At 70.9% G+C, this 15504-nt stretch carries 13 protein-coding genes; 5 read left to right on the top strand and 8 right to left on the bottom strand.

From position 1 onward, the window contains the following. Window positions 1-8: 8 nt before the first annotated feature. Window positions 9-521, bottom strand: coding sequence for a DUF4019 domain-containing protein (locus tag ABE487_RS03205; RefSeq protein WP_346443162.1), 513 nt, complete (start codon window positions 519-521; stop codon window positions 9-11). Window positions 522-826: 305 nt separating this feature from the next. Between ABE487_RS03205 and ABE487_RS03200 the strand changes: the two genes are divergently transcribed. Continuing rightward, window positions 827-2485: a DUF2207 domain-containing protein gene (locus ABE487_RS03200; protein WP_346452860.1), complete on the top strand. Its 1659-nt coding sequence runs from the start codon at window positions 827-829 to the stop codon at window positions 2483-2485. A 60-nt stretch (window positions 2486-2545) separates the two neighbouring features. On the opposite strand, the gene soxR is transcribed toward ABE487_RS03200, so the two are convergent. Next, the gene (gene soxR, locus ABE487_RS03195) at window positions 2546-3001 is read right to left on the bottom strand and encodes a redox-sensitive transcriptional activator SoxR (RefSeq protein WP_346446761.1); all 456 of its coding nucleotides are present in this window, start codon (window positions 2999-3001) and stop codon (window positions 2546-2548) included. A gap of 76 nt (window positions 3002-3077) precedes the next feature. Here soxR and ABE487_RS03190 point away from each other — a divergent pair, with 76 nt between their 5' ends. Continuing rightward, window positions 3078-4106 carry an NADP-dependent oxidoreductase gene (locus ABE487_RS03190; RefSeq protein WP_346451069.1) on the top strand — a complete coding sequence of 343 codons (1029 nt, stop codon included), beginning with the start codon at window positions 3078-3080 and terminating at the stop codon, window positions 4104-4106. A 127-nt stretch (window positions 4107-4233) separates the two neighbouring features. After that, window positions 4234-6072 (top strand): ABC transporter ATP-binding protein, encoded by a 1839-nt coding sequence (locus tag ABE487_RS03185; protein ID WP_346443169.1) that lies wholly within the window; start codon window positions 4234-4236, stop codon window positions 6070-6072. Between the two features lie 30 nt (window positions 6073-6102). On the opposite strand, the gene ABE487_RS03180 is transcribed toward ABE487_RS03185, so the two are convergent. The 6 genes from ABE487_RS03180 to ABE487_RS03155 all read right to left on the bottom strand — a co-directional run bounded on the left by ABE487_RS03180 (window position 6103) and on the right by ABE487_RS03155 (window position 14270). After that, window positions 6103-7404 (bottom strand): hypothetical protein, encoded by a 1302-nt coding sequence (locus tag ABE487_RS03180; RefSeq protein WP_346451067.1) that lies wholly within the window; start codon window positions 7402-7404, stop codon window positions 6103-6105. A gap of 113 nt (window positions 7405-7517) precedes the next feature. Then, entirely contained in the window at window positions 7518-8531 is a 1014-nt protein-coding gene (locus tag ABE487_RS03175; RefSeq protein WP_346451065.1) for an alpha/beta hydrolase, read from the bottom strand. A 73-nt stretch (window positions 8532-8604) separates the two neighbouring features. Further along, window positions 8605-9294 (bottom strand): class I SAM-dependent methyltransferase, encoded by a 690-nt coding sequence (locus tag ABE487_RS03170; protein ID WP_346446767.1) that lies wholly within the window; start codon window positions 9292-9294, stop codon window positions 8605-8607. Beyond that, window positions 9291-10649: an amino acid permease gene (locus tag ABE487_RS03165; RefSeq protein WP_346451062.1), complete on the bottom strand. Its 1359-nt coding sequence runs from the start codon at window positions 10647-10649 to the stop codon at window positions 9291-9293. The genes ABE487_RS03170 and ABE487_RS03165 overlap by 4 nt, the downstream gene beginning before the upstream one ends. Window positions 10650-10999: 350 nt before the next feature. Further along, the gene (locus tag ABE487_RS03160) at window positions 11000-11872 is read right to left on the bottom strand and encodes a ribonuclease H-like domain-containing protein (protein ID WP_346443177.1); all 873 of its coding nucleotides are present in this window, start codon (window positions 11870-11872) and stop codon (window positions 11000-11002) included. A gap of 10 nt (window positions 11873-11882) precedes the next feature. Beyond that, window positions 11883-14270: a DEAD/DEAH box helicase gene (locus ABE487_RS03155; protein ID WP_346451113.1), complete on the bottom strand. Its 2388-nt coding sequence runs from the start codon at window positions 14268-14270 to the stop codon at window positions 11883-11885. A gap of 178 nt (window positions 14271-14448) precedes the next feature. Between ABE487_RS03155 and ABE487_RS03150 the strand changes: the two genes are divergently transcribed. Both ABE487_RS03150 and ABE487_RS03145 read left to right on the top strand, forming a co-directional pair. Further along, complete coding sequence (locus ABE487_RS03150; RefSeq protein WP_346443179.1) at window positions 14449-14988, top strand: type 1 glutamine amidotransferase domain-containing protein; 540 nt, start codon at window positions 14449-14451, stop codon at window positions 14986-14988. Window positions 14989-15011: 23 nt separating this feature from the next. Then, the gene (locus ABE487_RS03145; protein WP_346451061.1) at window positions 15012-15407 is read left to right on the top strand and encodes an MAPEG family protein; all 396 of its coding nucleotides are present in this window, start codon (window positions 15012-15014) and stop codon (window positions 15405-15407) included. The last annotated feature ends 97 nt before the right edge of the window (window positions 15408-15504 follow it).

The following is a 15504-nucleotide window of genomic DNA, read 5'->3' as shown; positions in this document are numbered from 1 at the left end:
CCCCGCGCTCAGCGCACGCTGTAGCCCGATACGCGCCAGGTACGGTCGTCGTCGAAGCGGAACGACACCAGTTCGCGGATCGGCTGGGCGTGGTTGGCGAACTTGGTCGGCGAGGCGACGTTGAGATAGATCCCTTCGGGCACGGACTCGCCGGCGCCGAACCGCGACCGGCTCACCACCGGACGGTCGCGCGAAGCCGGTGCACCCAACCGGCTGCGGTCGGCGGCGACCTGGCGCACGAAGTCCTCGCGCGTCACCAGACCCTTCATCGTCGCCGACGCGCCGTCCCAGACTTCGCCGGCGCGGTTGGCATCGATCATCTGCATGATCTGCAGCGCGGCGGCGCTGATCTCGGCATCCTGCCGCGCGATCTGCGCCTGCTGCTCGGCGGTGAGGGCCGGCTGCTGCGCGGGCTGTTGCGCCGCTGCCGGCGGCGCCGCCGGGGCGGGCTGCTGGGCGTGGGCGGCAGACGCGGCCGCGGCGAGCATGGCGATCGACAGGGACAGGCGCAGCTTGTTCATGGGCATGACGCTCCAGGCGGCAGACGGGTCGAAGGGCTCGAGTGTACGCCTCGGGCTGGGGCCGGCAAGCGGGCGGGGCGACGCGTGGCGCGGGTATGCTCGGGGTTTTGAGCCCTCTGCCCGCCATGCCCCGCAGCGCCCGCCGACCGTGCCCCGACCACGACGCGATGCCGCCCGCTCGCCAACATCGCGACGCTGCCTACGTGAGCGACCGGACGACAGGGCCTGCGCCCTCCGCCAGCCGCCCGCGCAGACGCTGGTGGGGCCGGGCGCTGCGGTGGCAGTTGCTGGCATGGCTGCTCGCGGTGCCCACGGCCTGGGCGCAGGAACGCATCCTGGCCGACGACATCGAGGTCCGGGTCCTGCCTGACGGCCGCCTCGACGTCACCGAACGCATCGCGATCCGCGCTGAGGGGCGCATCTTCCGCCACGGCATCGTGCGCGACATTCCGGTCCGTTACCGCGACCCGGCAGGGGCCCGTATCGTCGTCGACCTGGACGTGTACGAGGTGCTGCGCGATGGCCGACCGGCGCCCTGGACCGCAGAGCGCAGCGGCAACCGCATGCGCGTGCGCGTGGGCGATGCCCGCCGCCTGCCGACTCCATCCACGCCGGTCTACACCTTGCGTTACCGGACCGCACGCCAGCTCGGGTTCTTCGACGATCACGACGCGGTGTATCTGCCTGCGCTCGCCCCCGCACGGGATGTGGCGATCGAGCGCGGCAGCATCACCATCGTGTTGCCGGACGCGGTGCCGCTGGAGACGCTGGACGCCGATGGCGCCACCGGCACTGCGGACGCGCCGGGCCGGGACTTCCACGTGGCGCTGTCGGCCGCCGGGACCGCGCGCTGGACGCTGGCGCGGCCGCTGCCGCCGGAGGCGGGCTGGACGGTCTCGCTGGCCTTCCCCAAGGGCCTGATCGCGCCGCCCAGCCGGCAGCAGCGCCTGGCCTGGTGGCTGCACGACCACCGCGGACCGCTGATCGCACTGGCCGGGCTGGCGACCCTGCTCGTCCTGTTCGTGCTGCAGCGCCGCCACCGCCGCAGCCCTGCCGCGGAGGCCACCACGCTCCGTGATGTGCCTCCGCCAGGTGTCTCACCGGGCGGGCTGCGCTACCTGCTGCGCATGCGCTACGACGCGCGCTGCCTGTCCTCGGATCTGCTTGCGGCTGCAGTCGACGAGCATGTGCACCTGCTGCGCGAGCGCGCGAGCGCGGGCATGCATTGGCGCGTCCGGCGCAGCCGCACCGGCGCACACCGTCTGCCTACCCTGGAACAGCGCGCGCTGCTGACCGCACTGCTGGCTGGCCCGCAGGACGCGATCGTGCTCGAGCCGGCACAGGCTGATGCCATCGGCGCGACCTGGCGGGCGCATGAACTCGCCCTGCGCCGCCGCTTCCAGCCTGCATTGTTCAGCGCCCGCGGCGGCCATCTGCTCGCCGCGCTCGCGATTGCGCTGGTCACAGGCGCGGTCGCACTGTGGCTGTCCGCCGATGCCGGCACCTGGGTACCGACGCTTGCGATCGTCGCGGCGATGGGACTGGTCCTGATCGCCTTCGCGGTGCGGGCGCGTGCGCCCACCGCCGAAGGCCGTCGCCTGCTCGCGCACGCCCAGGGCCTGCGCCGCTATCTGACCGGCGCCGGCGGCCCCGGGGCATCCGACGCCCAGGCTGCGCCGCCGCTGCACGATGTCCATCACTACGCGTTCCTGCTGCCCTACGCCGTCGCACTCGACGTCGAAGCGGCCTGGACCCGCAGGTTCGCCGCGGCGGCCGGGCCTGCGGCCGCGAGCGCATCGGTCGCCGGTCTGCCCTGGTACCGGGGCGTGGCCGTCACCGATCTGGATCGCTTCTGCCGCTCCGTCGGCCAAGGCCTGGCCCGTCGCATCGCCGCCGCACGCACGCCGAGCGCGCGACGAGCCAAGCGCCGTCGCCATGGTGCCGAAGGCGACGCGCCGCGCTGATCGCAGCGGCGACCCACGGGCCTGGTGGCCGACGCATCACAGCAGGCGCCAGGCACCGGATCACCGTTCCAGATACGGCGCCCCGGGACCGCGCGCGCCGGCGACATCGTCCGGGTTGCGCAGCGGACAAGTCCGCAGCGACAGGCATCCGCAGCCGATGCAGCCGTCGAGTTGGTCGCGCAGTCGCGTGAGCTGTGCGATGCGGGCATCGAGGTCGGCCCGCCAGTGACGCGACAGGCGCGTCCAGTCGACCTGGGTCGGCGTTCGCCCGTCGGGCAGGGTCGCCAGCGCCTCGCCGATCGCCGCCAGCGGGATCCCGGCCCGCTGCGCGACCCGGATGACCGCCACCCGCCGCAGCGCGTCGCGCCGATAACGGCGCTGGTTGCCTGCATTGCGCGTACTGGACAGCAGCCCCTGGCGTTCGTAGAAGTGCAGGGCCGAGACCGCCACGCCGCTGCGTGCAGCCAGTTCGCCGACCGACAATGTCTCGTGGGTCCCCAATCCGTCCCGACTCATCAGCCACCTCTTGACCTCAACATTTGTTGAGGTTTTACCCTGCCCGGCACCCCCCCGCAATCCGACAGGAGCCCGAATGATCCTCCAGCCCCGCTCTTCGCCCTCGATCCAGGCGCCGGCCTGCGCGTGGTCGCATGCCGACGCCGGGCCGGAGACGATGCAGGCGATCGCCTGCGCACCGGGCGCACGCGGCGCATGGATCCCGGTGGAAACGCCGATTCCGTTGCCGGGCCCTGAGCAGGTGCTGATCCGCGTGCTGTCGGCGGGCTTCGGCCACTGGGACGTCCTCGAGCGCGACGGGCGCTTGCCCGGCACCCTCGTGCACGCGTCCGCCCCCTGGATCGGCGGCGCGGAGGGCGCCGGCACGGTGGTCGAGGTCGGCGCCCACGTGCAACGGCTGCGCGAGGGCGATCGCGTCTGCGGCCTGGCGCTGCCTTGCGCCCCGCGCTACGGCTTCCATGCCCAATTCGCGCTCGTCGATGCCGACCGCGCTTGGCGCATCCCCGCCCGACTGCCGCTGCACCACGCCGCCGCGCTGCCGGTCGATGGCGGTCTGGCGATGCACGCCGTGGCCCACGTGCTGGGCCTGGGCGCAGGCGACACGCTGCTGCTGTTGGGCGCGAGCGGCGGCATCGGGCACATGGCGCTGCAGTTCGCCCGCCAGCGCGGCGCGCGGGTGCTGGCCGTGGTGTCGGGCGCCGATGGCATCGCGCTGGCCGAGCGGCTCGGCGCGGACATGGCGATCGACGGGCGCCGTCAGGATCTCGCCGCAGCCCTGCGGATCTTCGCGCCTGAGGGCCCGACCGCTTCGTTGCTGACCGCGAGCGATGCCGGCATCGCCCGGATCGCAGTCGATGCGCTGCGGTCCGGCGGCCGCATCGCCTGGCCGCACGGCGTGACGCCGCCACCGGCGCGCGCAGACATCGCCGCGACCGGCTTCGGTGCGCATGCCGGCGCGACCTCGATGCAGGCGGCCTGCCGCGCGATCGAACGCGGACCGTTCCACCTGCACGTCGGGGCCCGCCTGCCGCTGTCGCGGATCGCCGATGCCGAGCGCTTGCTCACCGCGCATCACCTGGGGCGTGTGGTGCTCGACATTCCCTAGAGGGCGCGCCGTCGACGCTGCACGGCCCGGCTGACGACGGCGCCGCGACAGCCGCAGGCGCATCGCGGACAATGCCCGCTCTCCCCCGACGAAGACCGGCGCGCGCGCGCGCCGCACTGGACCGCCCATGCTCCGCTGGTTCGAAAACCGCATCGCCCCGTTCCCGTCCGCCCCGCCCGAACAGCCGCCGCGGACGCTGTTCGCGTTCTGCATGCACTACGTGCGCGGCAGCGGCCGCTGGCTGCTGCTGATGGCACTGTTCACCGCGGCCATCGCCATCGCCGAGGTCGTGCTCTATGCCTATGTCGGCTCGCTGGTCGATCGCCTGGCGGCGCACACGCCCGCCTCGTTCCTCGATGCCGAGGGCGGGCGACTTGCGGCGATGGCGGTGCTGGTGCTCATCGGCCTGCCGGTGATGACCTTGTTCAGCTCGTTGATCATCCACCAGACGCTGCTGGGCAACTTCCCGATGCGGATCCGCTGGAACGTGCATCGCTACCTGCTGCGGCAGTCGATGACCTACTTCCAGGAAGAGTTCGCCGGCCGCATCGCCACCAAGCTGATGCAGACCTCGCTGGCGGTGCGCGAGACAGTCATCAAACTGCTGGATGTCGGCAACTACGTGCTGGTCTACCTGACCGGCGCGCTGGTGGTCGCGGCCTCGGCCGACTGGCGGATGATGCTGCCGTTCCTGGGTTGGGTGCTCTGCTACGCGGCGCTGATGCGCGTTTTCGTGCCGCGGCTGAGCAAGATCTCCGAGAAGCAGGCCGACGCCCGCGCGGTGATGACCGGACGCATCGTCGACAGCTACACCAACATCGCCACGGTCAAGCTGTTCTCGCATTCCTCGCGCGAGCAGTCCTACGCCTACGAGGCGATGGACGGCTTTCTCGACACCGTGCATCGGCAGATGCGCCTGGTGACGATCATCAACGTCTGCAATTACGTGCTCAACATGCTGCTGGTCGCTTCGGTCGGCGGGCTCGGCCTGTGGCTGTGGCATGGCGGGGCGATCAGCACCGGCGCGATCGCGGTGGCGATCGCGCTGGCGCTGCGGATGCTGGGCATGTCGCAATGGATCATGTGGGAACTCTCGGCGCTGTTCGAGAACATCGGCACGGTGCGCGACGGCATCAACTCGATCTCGCTGGCGCCGACCGTGGACGATGCGCCCGCCGCGCAGGTGCTGCCGCCGGTGCGCGGCGACATCCGCTTCGAAAGCGTCGATTTCCACTACGGCCAGGCCGAGCGCAGCGTCATCGAGGGCCTGGACCTGCACGTGCGCCCCGGCGAGAAGATCGGCCTGGTCGGACGGTCGGGCGCGGGCAAGTCGACTTTGGTCAATCTGCTGCTGCGCTTCTACGACCGCGAGGCCGGCACGATCCGCATCGACGGTGTCGACATCGCCACCGTCACCCAGGACTCGCTGCGTGCGCAGATCGGCATGGTGACCCAGGACACTTCGTTGCTGCACCGCTCGGTGCGCGAGAACATCCTCTACGGCCGTCCGGATGCCAGCGAGGCGGAGATGATCGAGGCCGCACGGCGCGCCGAGGCGCACGAATTCATCCTCGGCCTCAGCGATGCCAAGGGGCGCACCGGCTACGACGCCCAGGTCGGCGAGCGCGGCGTCAAGCTCTCGGGCGGCCAGCGCCAGCGCATCGCGATCGCGCGCGTGCTGCTGAAGAACGCCCCGATCCTGGTGCTCGACGAGGCCACCTCGGCGCTCGACTCCGAAGCCGAAGCCGCGATCCAGGAGAACCTCTACCGGCTGATGGAAGGCAAGACGGTGATCGCGATCGCCCACCGGCTCTCGACGATCGCAGCGATGGACCGGTTGATCGTCATGGAGCGCGGCCGGATCGTCGAGCAAGGCACGCACGAGGCGCTGATCGCGGCCGACGGCATCTACGCGCAGTTGTGGCGGCGGCAGTCGGGCGGTTTCCTGCAGGACGACGCGCCCTGAGTTCACGACGCGACGGGCCGCGCCCGTCGCTCACCCCGGCGTTGGCGCCGGGGTCTGGGTGCGATCGGCGCCGTCGGTCGGCGCAGCCGCCTCGCTGTCGTCGGCCGAGGCCTCGGACGGCCGGGCGGGCGTATCGCCGCCCTGCGCCGTCGGCGTGCGCGCCTCGCGCGGCGCGGGCGCGGCGGGGGCCGGCTCGGCGGCGCGGCGGGATGTCCCGCTGGGCACGCCGAGGATGCGCAGCCGGCTGGCGATGCCTGCGGCCGCGGTCATCTCCCCGACGAGGTCGAACTCCGACAGCGGGCTCTCCGACGGGCACTGCGCGTCCGGGAAGCCGAAGCGTCCGCGCAGCTCAAGACCGCAGGCGGTCATCGCCTCGACATCGCGATCGGGTGCATTGCAGGTCGCATCGAAGGCGCGGATGTAGGAGTCGCGGCGCGCGACGAAGTCCTGGCCGCACTTACGCATCAGTCGCAGCCGGTCGAGATCGTCCTGCGCCGGATTCACCCCGTCCAGGCCATAGAGCTTGAGCTCGTCGGGGGTGAGGATGCGCAGGCTGCGATTGGGCACGGCCATCATCAGGTCGGCGACCGCGACGGCGGCGCCATTGCGCTCCAGATAATCGCGGACCCGGCCGTAGACCGCCCGCAGTTCCCGGTTGAGCTCGGCCCGCGTCGACGCGCTCGAGCTCATGCGGATGATCCGGTGGATGCCGACCCGGCCGCCGATCAGCCGGGTGTCGCCGCCGGCGAGCAGGAACACGCAGGAACTGTGGCAGGCCGCGCCTTCGCGCACCCAGATCGTCCAGCGCGACTCGGCGATCACGTCGCCGGCGCGGATCGCTTCTTCGACCATGCCGCCGCTCGAGTCGAGATCGAGCACCCGCTTGTCGATCTTCAACTCGTCGGCGACCGCAGCCAGGCGTTGCATCAGCCGGGTGAAATCCTGGGTCACGCGCCCCTTGAAGCGCAGCCGGAATACCCCGCGCTCGGCGCAGGGCGCCATCGCCTCGCGCAGCGCCGCGCGGTCGAACGCCTTCAGCACGTCGCCATCGCCAGCGTTGGCATAGTCCAGTTCGCAACTCACCGACGCAGTCGCGCCCTCGAGCGTCATCGGCGACCAGTCGACCTCGGCCGGATCGGCGGTGTCGGCGGGCAGCGGCGCCACATCGGGCAGGTCCTCGGTCGCCAGCGGCGCCGTGCTGACCGCGCCGCCCTCCTCCGGGCTGGACACCTCGACGGTCTCCACTGCCTCATCGACGGGCGCGGGCGCGCGCTGGCAGCCGACCACGGCCAGGCACAGGATCAACGGCAGGCACGAACGCCAGGACGACATGGAGGCAACGGACTCCGGCTAGGGGCGCGAGATGATCCGCCCAGTGTAGGGACTTGGCCGGCGACCGTTCGAATGCGATGTGAATGCAGCCGGACAGCCCGCGCCCAACGTGCTCAGCGGACCAGCCGTGGCAGCAGCGCCGCGTGGAACGGGGCGGGCGCCTCGACCTGCGGCGCGTGGCCGAGCGCCGGGAACTCGACCAGTTCGGCATCGGGGATCGCCTGAGCCGCGCGTCGCCCCAGCACCGGGTAGTCGCCCAACCGCGCGGCGATGGGCGGCGGCGCGCGATGGGCGCCGGGCGCGATGCGATCCTTGCCGCCGATCATCAGCAGCGTCGGCACGCGCAGCTTCGCAAACTCGTGCACCACCGGCTGGGTGAACACCATCTCCGAGGTCTGCGCCTGGTTCCAGGCCACGATCTCGCCGTCGGGGCCGGCGTACAGGCCGGCCAGCATCTCGACCCAGCAGTCGTAGCGCGGGTCCCAGCGACCGTCGTAATAGACCTTGCACTGATAGGCCCGGATGCGCTCGGCGCTCGTCCTGCGCTCGTCTTCCATCAATTGGTCGACCGTCGCGTACGGCACGCCTTCGGCCTGCCAGTCCTCGAGCCCGATCGGATTGACCAGCACCAGCTGCGCGACCGCGTCCGGATACTGCAGCGCGTAGCGGGTCGCCAGCATGCCGCCCATCGAGTGGCCGATCAGCACCGGGCGCTCGACGCCCAGCGCCTGCAACAGCCCCTGGGTGTTGGCGGCCAGCTGGGCGAACGAGAACTGGTAGCCGCGCGGCTTGCTCGACCCGCAGAATCCGACCTGATCGGGCGCGATCACCCGCCAGCCGTCGGCGACCAGCACGGCGATCGTGTCCTCCCAGGTCGCAGCGCAGAAGTTCTTGCCGTGCAGCAGCACGGCCGTGCGCCCGTTGCCCGTGCCCGCTGGCTGCACGTCCAGATAGGCCATCGACAGCGCCTGGCCCTGCGAGCTCAGCGCATGCGTCTGGCTCGGGTACGCCGCATCGAGGCCCTGCTGCCCGCCGCGGTCGGGCGAGGTGGCGTTGGACGCAAAGGCGGCAGCGGACACCCCCGACAGTGCGGCGAGCGACAGCGCGAAGGTCAACGAGCGGGACATGCGAACAGCCTCATACAGCGGGATGGCGCGATCCTGCCAGGCGCGATCGACCGGGCACAGCGTCGGGCCCGGCTCAGCGTGCGGGCACGGTCCACAGATAGATGCGGGTGCCGTCCACCTCCTGCGTGGCCTCGGGCGTCCACTGGTCGGCCATGTCGAAGGCGTGGCTGACGATCCGCGTGCCGGGCTTGAGCTCGGCGAGCAGTTTCGGGCGCAGTTTCACATTTAGGCTCTGCAGCAGATACAACGTGACCACGCTGGCCTGGCTGATGTCCTCTTGGAACAGGTCGGCCTCCTTGAACGTCACCAGATCGGTGACACCGGCCGCCTCGGCATTCGCGTTCGCCTCGCGCACGCGTACCGGGTTGATGTCGATGCCGACCGCGCGCACGCCAAAACGTTGTGCCGCGGCGATCGGGATGCGGCCATCGCCCGAGCCCAGGTCGTAGAGCACGTCGCCTTCGCGGACCTTGGCCAGATTGAGCATGGCATCGACCACCGGCTCGGGCGTCGGCACGTAGATCACGTCGGGCTCGCGCGACGGTCGCGGCGCGCCTTCGGCGAACGGCGAGTCCGGGCCGATCTGGGCGGTGACGGTCGGCACCGCGGTCGGCACGCCGCCTGCGCCCGTCGCTGCGGGCAGGCCGGCAGCGGTATCGGCCGTGGCCTGCGGCGGCTGCGGATCCTGCGCGCACGCGATCATGAAGGCGGGCACGAGCACGCAGAGCGCGCGCATGGAACGGGACGGGGTCGATCGGATCATCGCGAGGTCTCCTCGAGGCAGGTGGACGGTCGAAGCCAGAGCAACAGCAGCCCGCCGACCGCGAGCACGACCACGCCGACCAGCGCACCGCGTCCGGTGTAGGCCAGGCTCGCGTACAGCAGGTAGCCGCTGGTCGCGCAGAACAGCAACGGCAGTGCGGGATACAACGGCACCCGGAACGGGCGCGGACGCTGGGGGTCGCGCCGGCGCAGCACGAACAGGGCGATGCCCACCAGCAGGAAGAACAGCCAGAACACCGGCGCGGTGTACTCCACCGCGACCTCGAAGCCATCGCGTGCGAACGCGCCCAGCCCGACCAGCGCCAACGCCAGCACGCCCTGGACCAGGATCGCTGCACGCGGCGCGCCGCTGCGCGCATCCCAGCGGCCGATGGCGCTCAGCGCCGGGAAATCGCGCCCGGCGGCGTACACGCTGCGCGCACCGGTGATCAGCGTCGCGTTGGCCGAGGTCAGCGCCGCAGCGACCACGATCGCACTCATCAATGCCGCGCCGCTCGGCCCGAACACCCGGCCCATCACCTCGGCCGCGACGGCGTTGTGCTCGGCCATGCCGCCCAGGCCGAGCACGCGCAGATAGGCCAGGTTGACCAGCACGTACAGTGCAGCGATCGCGATCAGGCTGAGCACCAGCACGCGCGGCATCCAGCGCCGGGCATCGCGGACCTCGGCGGTGATGTAGACCGCCTCGTTCCAGCCGCCGTAGGTCAGCAGCACGAACACCAGGACCAGGCCGATCGCGCTGTCACCGCCGCTGCCCGGCACCGCTGCGATGTCGGTCGGCGCAAACGCCAGCCCCGCCACGACGATCACCAGCACGCCAGCGATCTCGGCGATCGTCAGCCACGTCTGCACCGCCGCACTGTGGCGCGTGCCGATCCAGTTGATCGCCGACAGCGCGATCACGGCCGCGGCCGCGTACAGCGCCGATGCCCCACCGCCGCGGTCGAACAGCTGCGCCAAGTAGTCGCCGACGATGAAGCACAGCAGCGCGATCGAACCGGTCTGGATCACGGCCATCCGCGCCCACGCGAACAGGAAGGCCATGCGCGGTCCATAGGCGCGCCGCAGGTAGGCGTAGTCGCCACCGGCCTGCGGGTAGGTCGTGGCCAGTTCGGCGTAGCACAGCGCACCGACGATCGACAGCACGCCGCCTGCGGCCCAGGCGAGCAGCAGTGCCACTTCGCTGCTCGATGCGCCGGCAACGAGCGACGGCGTGCGGAAGATGCCCGCGCCGACGACGATACCGATCGTGATCGCGAACGCATCGCGCGCACGCAATGTGGCACGCGGGGGCGCAGGGTCGGCCATCGCGGGCCGGCGTTCGCTTGCGTCCATGAGGGTCCAGAGTGACGGAGGGTCGCTGTCGGCGAACCGGCGGCGCGGGACTGCTGGGCCGTCCGATTCAAGCACTGCCGCGATGGCAGACATGTGAACCCGTCCGCAGCATCGCAAGCGTGCACATCGAGGCGCGACGCGCGATCCCACGCACAAGTGGCCGCCCGCGGTAGCGCCGCCGCGCGCTGTGGCAGCGGCGCGCGCTGGGGAGGGCGACCCGCACTGCGGCAGCAGACTCGCGCACTGTGGCGGCGGACTGAAGACCGCTTCCAGGTCGGTGTGCGGCTCCCCCTCCCCCGCTTGCGGGGGAGGGCCGGGGTGGGGGCGAGCCGCCGACGGCGCGCACGGCGTCAGCGGTCGCGCATCGCCTCGAGCACGCCCAACAGGCTGCGCAGGTCCTGCGCATTGTGCAGACCGACGCGACGCAGCTTGTCGGCGCTGCCGCCGCGCAGATAGCGCAGCCACGCGGCCGGCGCTTCGCTGCCCGGCAGGTCGTCTTCGCGCAGCACACCGAGCAACTCGCGCTCGACGGTCGCCAAGCGGCAATTGGCCCAGACACCGCGATAGCGACGCCGCACTGGGTGCAGCAGGTCGACATGGCGCAGGTCGATCAGCGGGTCGCGCATCCGCGCCAGGCGGTAGCGCGTGGTCAGCAACGGACGGTCGTAGCAGCGTCCGTTGTAGCTCACAAGGACAGTCTCGCGCCGCAGCCAGCCGGCGAAGACCTTCAGCATCTCGCGCTCGGCGCCGAGCGTGGTGATGCACAGCTGGCGAATCCGCAGCCGGCCATCGATGACGTCCGCCGCGCCGATCATGAACGCACGGGTGCCGGTGCCGCCGGCCAGGCCGGTGGTCTCGGTATCGAACGCAAGCAGGTCGCCGCGCTGCACGGTGTCATGGCGGATGTCATGCAGCGCCAACTCGGCGTCGTCATGCGGCCACGGGGCCATCTGTTCCAGATAGCGCAGGCCCGGCGCGATCTCTTCGCCAGGTAGCGTGCGATCGACCGTCGCGCCCGGACGCGATGCCACGGCCGGGGCGCGCAGCTTCATCAGCTTGCGTAACTGCTCGGCGACCGCCTCTGGCGACCGTTGCGCATCGGCGCGCGGCCACTGCGCGCGCGGCGGCAGCACGGGCGCCATCGGCCGGGCCGGCGCGACGCTCGGCAGCGCGGTCCCGGCCTGGCTGCGCAGCAGCCCCAACCGCTTGGCCAGCGCGCTCATGGGCGCCCCGTCATGCGCTCACCAGCAGGTCGACCACGCGCGCGGCCAGCTGCCGCGGCGTGCGCTCGGTGTCCTCCTCGGACGCGAGGATCGGCCCGACGCAGGCCGGGCAGCCGGCACGGCAACCGCAGCCATCGATCAGCGCCGCGGCCTGCGCCAGCAGTTCGTCGCGGCGCTCGAACAGCGGTGAGGACAGACCGACGCCGCCGGGATAGTTGTCGTAGAGATAGAGCGTCGGCGCGAAACGACCGATCCCGGCGATGTCGAGTGCCGCGCCCTCGCCGTCGCGCAGTTGCCCGCGACCGCGCTGGTCGGCGGTCGCAAACCACGTGCCATCGCCGCTGCCCACGGCTTTCTGCAGGTCGCGGCTCTCGGCCATCACCGCGACCTGCGCGACCAGATGCAGTGCGTACGACGCGCCCAGAAACCCGTCGAGCGCCTCGTGCCGCGCATCGAACGCAGCATCGAGCGCGCGCTGCGGCAACTGCCACCACACCGCGCTGGTGTGCAGTTCCTGATCGGGCAGGTTGACCGGCCCGTAGCCGATGTTCTCGTGGGTGTGGAAACGGATCTTCTTGTAGCCCGACACCCGCCGTACCACATGCACCTCGCCCAGATGCGCGCTGCCCTGCCCTGCGTCCGCCTGCTCGGCATCGTCGAGCACCTTGAGCTTGGTGTAGTCGATCGCATCGGTGTAGTAGTCGACGTGGGTGCGCTGCACGTAGGCCTTGCGGCCCTCCCAATCCAGGCGTTCGACCTGGAACGGCTCGGACTGGATCATGTGAATCGCGCCCTCGTAGAGCGTGAGCGCGGCGGCCGAATAGTCGACCTCGGCGATGATCGTCTGCCGACCGTCGGTCCGATCGACGACCACGAAGTTGCCGTCGGCGACCGAGCGCAGGTTCACCGCCTGCGCCGGATAGCTGTCGGCGATCCATTCCCAGCGATCGCCCTCGTGATGCAACACGCCCGACTCGGCCAGCACCTCCAGCCACGGCAGTGGCGCGACCGGGCCGAACATGTCGCCATCGACGAACGGCAGTTCGAACGCGGCGCAGCGGATGTGATCGAGCAGGATCAGCGGCTGGTCGGGCTCGATGCGCGCGTGCTCGGGATTGGCCTGCGCGAAGAACTCCGGATGGCGCACGACGTACTGGTCCATCGGTTCGGAGCTGGCGACCAGCACGCCGACCGAGGGCTGCTGCCGGCGGCCGGCACGACCGAAGCGCTGCCAGGTCGCCGAAATGCTGCCCGGATAGCCGTTGAGCACGACCACGTCGAGGCTGCCGATGTCGACCCCCAGCTCCAGCGCCGAGGTGCTGACGATGCCGTCGATGCTGCCCGCGCGCATCTCGCGCTCGGCCGCGCGGCGTTCGGTCGGCAGGTAGCCGCCGCGGTAGGCGCGGATCCGGCGCGGCTTGCGCGGGTCGTGGTCGAAGACTTCCTTGAGGTACTTGGTCAGCACCTCGACCATCAGCCGGGTCTGGCAGAACACCAGTGTCTTGAGGCCGGAGCGGATCGCCAGCCGCGCGATGCGGTTGGACTGCGAGCGCGCGGACGCGCGCAGGCCCAGGTCCGGATTCACCACCGGCGGATTCCACAGCAGCACGTGCTTGTCGCCGCGCGGCGCGCCGCCATCGTCGATCGCCTCGAGCTGCGCGTCGTCGACCTCGATGAGCGCGCGCCCGTGCTCGCGGGCATTGCCGATCGTGGCCGAGCACAGGATGAACTGCGGGGTCACGCCGTAGAACGCGCACACCCGCTTGAGCCGGCGGATCACATTGGCCACGTGCGAACCGAACACGCCACGGTAGGTGTGGATCTCGTCGATCACCACGTAGCGCAGATTCTCGAAGAACTGCGCCCACTTGGTGTGATGCGGCAGGATCGCCTGATGCAGCATGTCGGGATTGCTGACGACGATGTCACCATTGATGCGGATCGCCTGGCGCGCATCCCCGGGCGTGTCGCCGTCGAAGGTCGCCGCGCGCAGGCCGAGCTCGCCGGCGGCATTGAGTTCCAGCAATTCGGCGACCTGATCCTGTGCCAGCGCCTTGGTCGGGAACAGGTACAGCGCCTTGCTGCGCCCGGCGATCGCTGCCGACAGCACCGGCAGCGTGTAGCACAGCGACTTGCCCGACGCGGTCGGCGTGGCGACCACGACGTGGCGGCCGGCCTGGGTCGCGGCCCAGGCCTGGGCCTGATGGCTGTAGAGCCGGTCGATGCCGCGGCTGCGCAGCGCGCGCGCCAGCGCTTCGGGCACCTCGCCCGGCATCGGCGCGTAGCGGCCCGGCTGGCCGGGCAACAGCAGGCTGCCGGTGATGCGCCCGGGGTACTTGGCCGACAACTTGGTCGCAAGCGCAGTGCCGGGCGCGGTGCCGGCCGTGGTCGCAGGCAGCGAGTCGGGTTTGAGGATCGCGTTCAGACAGCACGCTCCGGGCGGCAGGCGGGGCGCGAGCGTGCCCGTGCGTCGTCTCACGACGCGAGACGGCGGCCGCAGGCGCCTTTCGTTCACGGGCGCAGGACCGCCCGCGCCCTAGCATCGGGCGCTCCTGATCCCCCGCTTGGAGACCCCGATGCAGACCCTGGACGGCAAGACGATCGCCATTCTCGCCACCGACGGCTTCGAGCAGTCGGAGCTCGAGAAACCGCTACAGGCCTTGCGCGAGGCCGGCGCCCACGTCGATGTCGTGTCGCCTGGCGATGCGACCTCGATCAAGGGCTGGGACCAGAAGGACTGGGGCCGCAGCGTCGATGTCGACGTGCCGCTTTCCAAGGCCGATCCCGGCCGCTACGACGCGCTGGTGCTGCCCGGCGGGCAGATCAACCCCGACAACCTGCGCAAGGACGCCGACGCGGTCGCGTTCGTGCGCACCTTCGGCCGCAGTGGCAAGCCGGTCGCCGCGATCTGCCACGGTCCGTGGCTGCTGGTCGAGAGCGGCCTGGCGAAGGGCCGCAAGGTCACATCCTGGGCATCGATCAAGACCGACCTGGTCAATGCCGGCGCGGATTGGCAGGACGCGGAGGTCGTCGTCGACGGCAACCTGATCACCAGCCGCAAGCCCGACGACATCCCGGCCTTCAACGCCGCGATCGTCAAGGCCGTCGCAGGCTGAATCCGCACACTGCGCTGGAGACCATGCCGATGACGATCGAATTTCAGATGTTGGCCGGGTCGATCGCCCTCGGCTTGGTCCACGTCCTGGTCGCCGCCGGGTTTTCCACCGCGCAACGCGGCATGGCGTGGAATGCCGGCAATCGCGACGGCCATGTGCCACCGCTGACCGGCGCCGCGCAGCGACTGTCGGCGGCGAGCCGCAACTTTCTCGAGACCTTTCCGTTCTTCGCCGCCGCGGTGCTGGCGGTGGTGCTGGCCGGTCGCCACGACGCCACCACCGCACTGGGCGCGCAGCTCTATCTGTGGGCGCGCGTGGCCTATCTGCCGGTCTACGGCGTCGGCATTCCCTACCTGCGCAGCGCCATCTGGGCAGTCGCGACCGTGGGGCTGGTCATGGTGCTTGCAGGGCTGTTGTGAACGCGGCGGTCCTGTCATCGAAATCCAACATTGGATTCACGGAAAACAGACGATCCGCGCCTTAGCCTGCGCACTCCCAAGTTCCTGGCAACATTCC

The organism is Luteimonas sp. TWI596, from assembly GCF_039674105.1.
Taxonomy (GTDB): domain Bacteria; phylum Pseudomonadota; class Gammaproteobacteria; order Xanthomonadales; family Xanthomonadaceae; genus Luteimonas.
The sequence above is the reverse complement of the archived record's forward strand: the minus strand, read 5'-3'. Positions and strand labels throughout refer to the sequence as shown.

Bases quoted from the DNA above. Each gene is read 5' to 3' on its own strand.
- ABE487_RS03165 (WP_346451062.1), bottom strand. From the start codon at position 10,649: ATGGACGCAAGCGAACGCCGGCCCGCGATGGCCGACCCTGCGCCCCCG.
- ABE487_RS03160 (WP_346443177.1), bottom strand. From the start codon at position 11,872: ATGAGCGCGCTGGCCAAGCGGTTGGGGCTGCTGCGCAGCCAGGCCGGG.
- ABE487_RS03185 (WP_346443169.1), top strand. From the start codon at position 4,234: ATGCTCCGCTGGTTCGAAAACCGCATCGCCCCGTTCCCGTCCGCCCCG.
- ABE487_RS03175 (WP_346451065.1), bottom strand. From the start codon at position 8,531: ATGTCCCGCTCGTTGACCTTCGCGCTGTCGCTCGCCGCACTGTCGGGG.
- ABE487_RS03180 (WP_346451067.1), bottom strand. From the start codon at position 7,404: ATGTCGTCCTGGCGTTCGTGCCTGCCGTTGATCCTGTGCCTGGCCGTG.
- ABE487_RS03150 (WP_346443179.1), top strand. From the start codon at position 14,449: ATGCAGACCCTGGACGGCAAGACGATCGCCATTCTCGCCACCGACGGC.
- ABE487_RS03170 (WP_346446767.1), bottom strand. From the start codon at position 9,294: ATGATCCGATCGACCCCGTCCCGTTCCATGCGCGCGCTCTGCGTGCTC.
- ABE487_RS03145 (WP_346451061.1), top strand. From the start codon at position 15,012: ATGCCGATGACGATCGAATTTCAGATGTTGGCCGGGTCGATCGCCCTC.
- soxR (WP_346446761.1), bottom strand. From the start codon at position 3,001: ATGAGTCGGGACGGATTGGGGACCCACGAGACATTGTCGGTCGGCGAA.
- ABE487_RS03205 (WP_346443162.1), bottom strand. From the start codon at position 521: ATGAACAAGCTGCGCCTGTCCCTGTCGATCGCCATGCTCGCCGCGGCC.
- ABE487_RS03190 (WP_346451069.1), top strand. From the start codon at position 3,078: ATGATCCTCCAGCCCCGCTCTTCGCCCTCGATCCAGGCGCCGGCCTGC.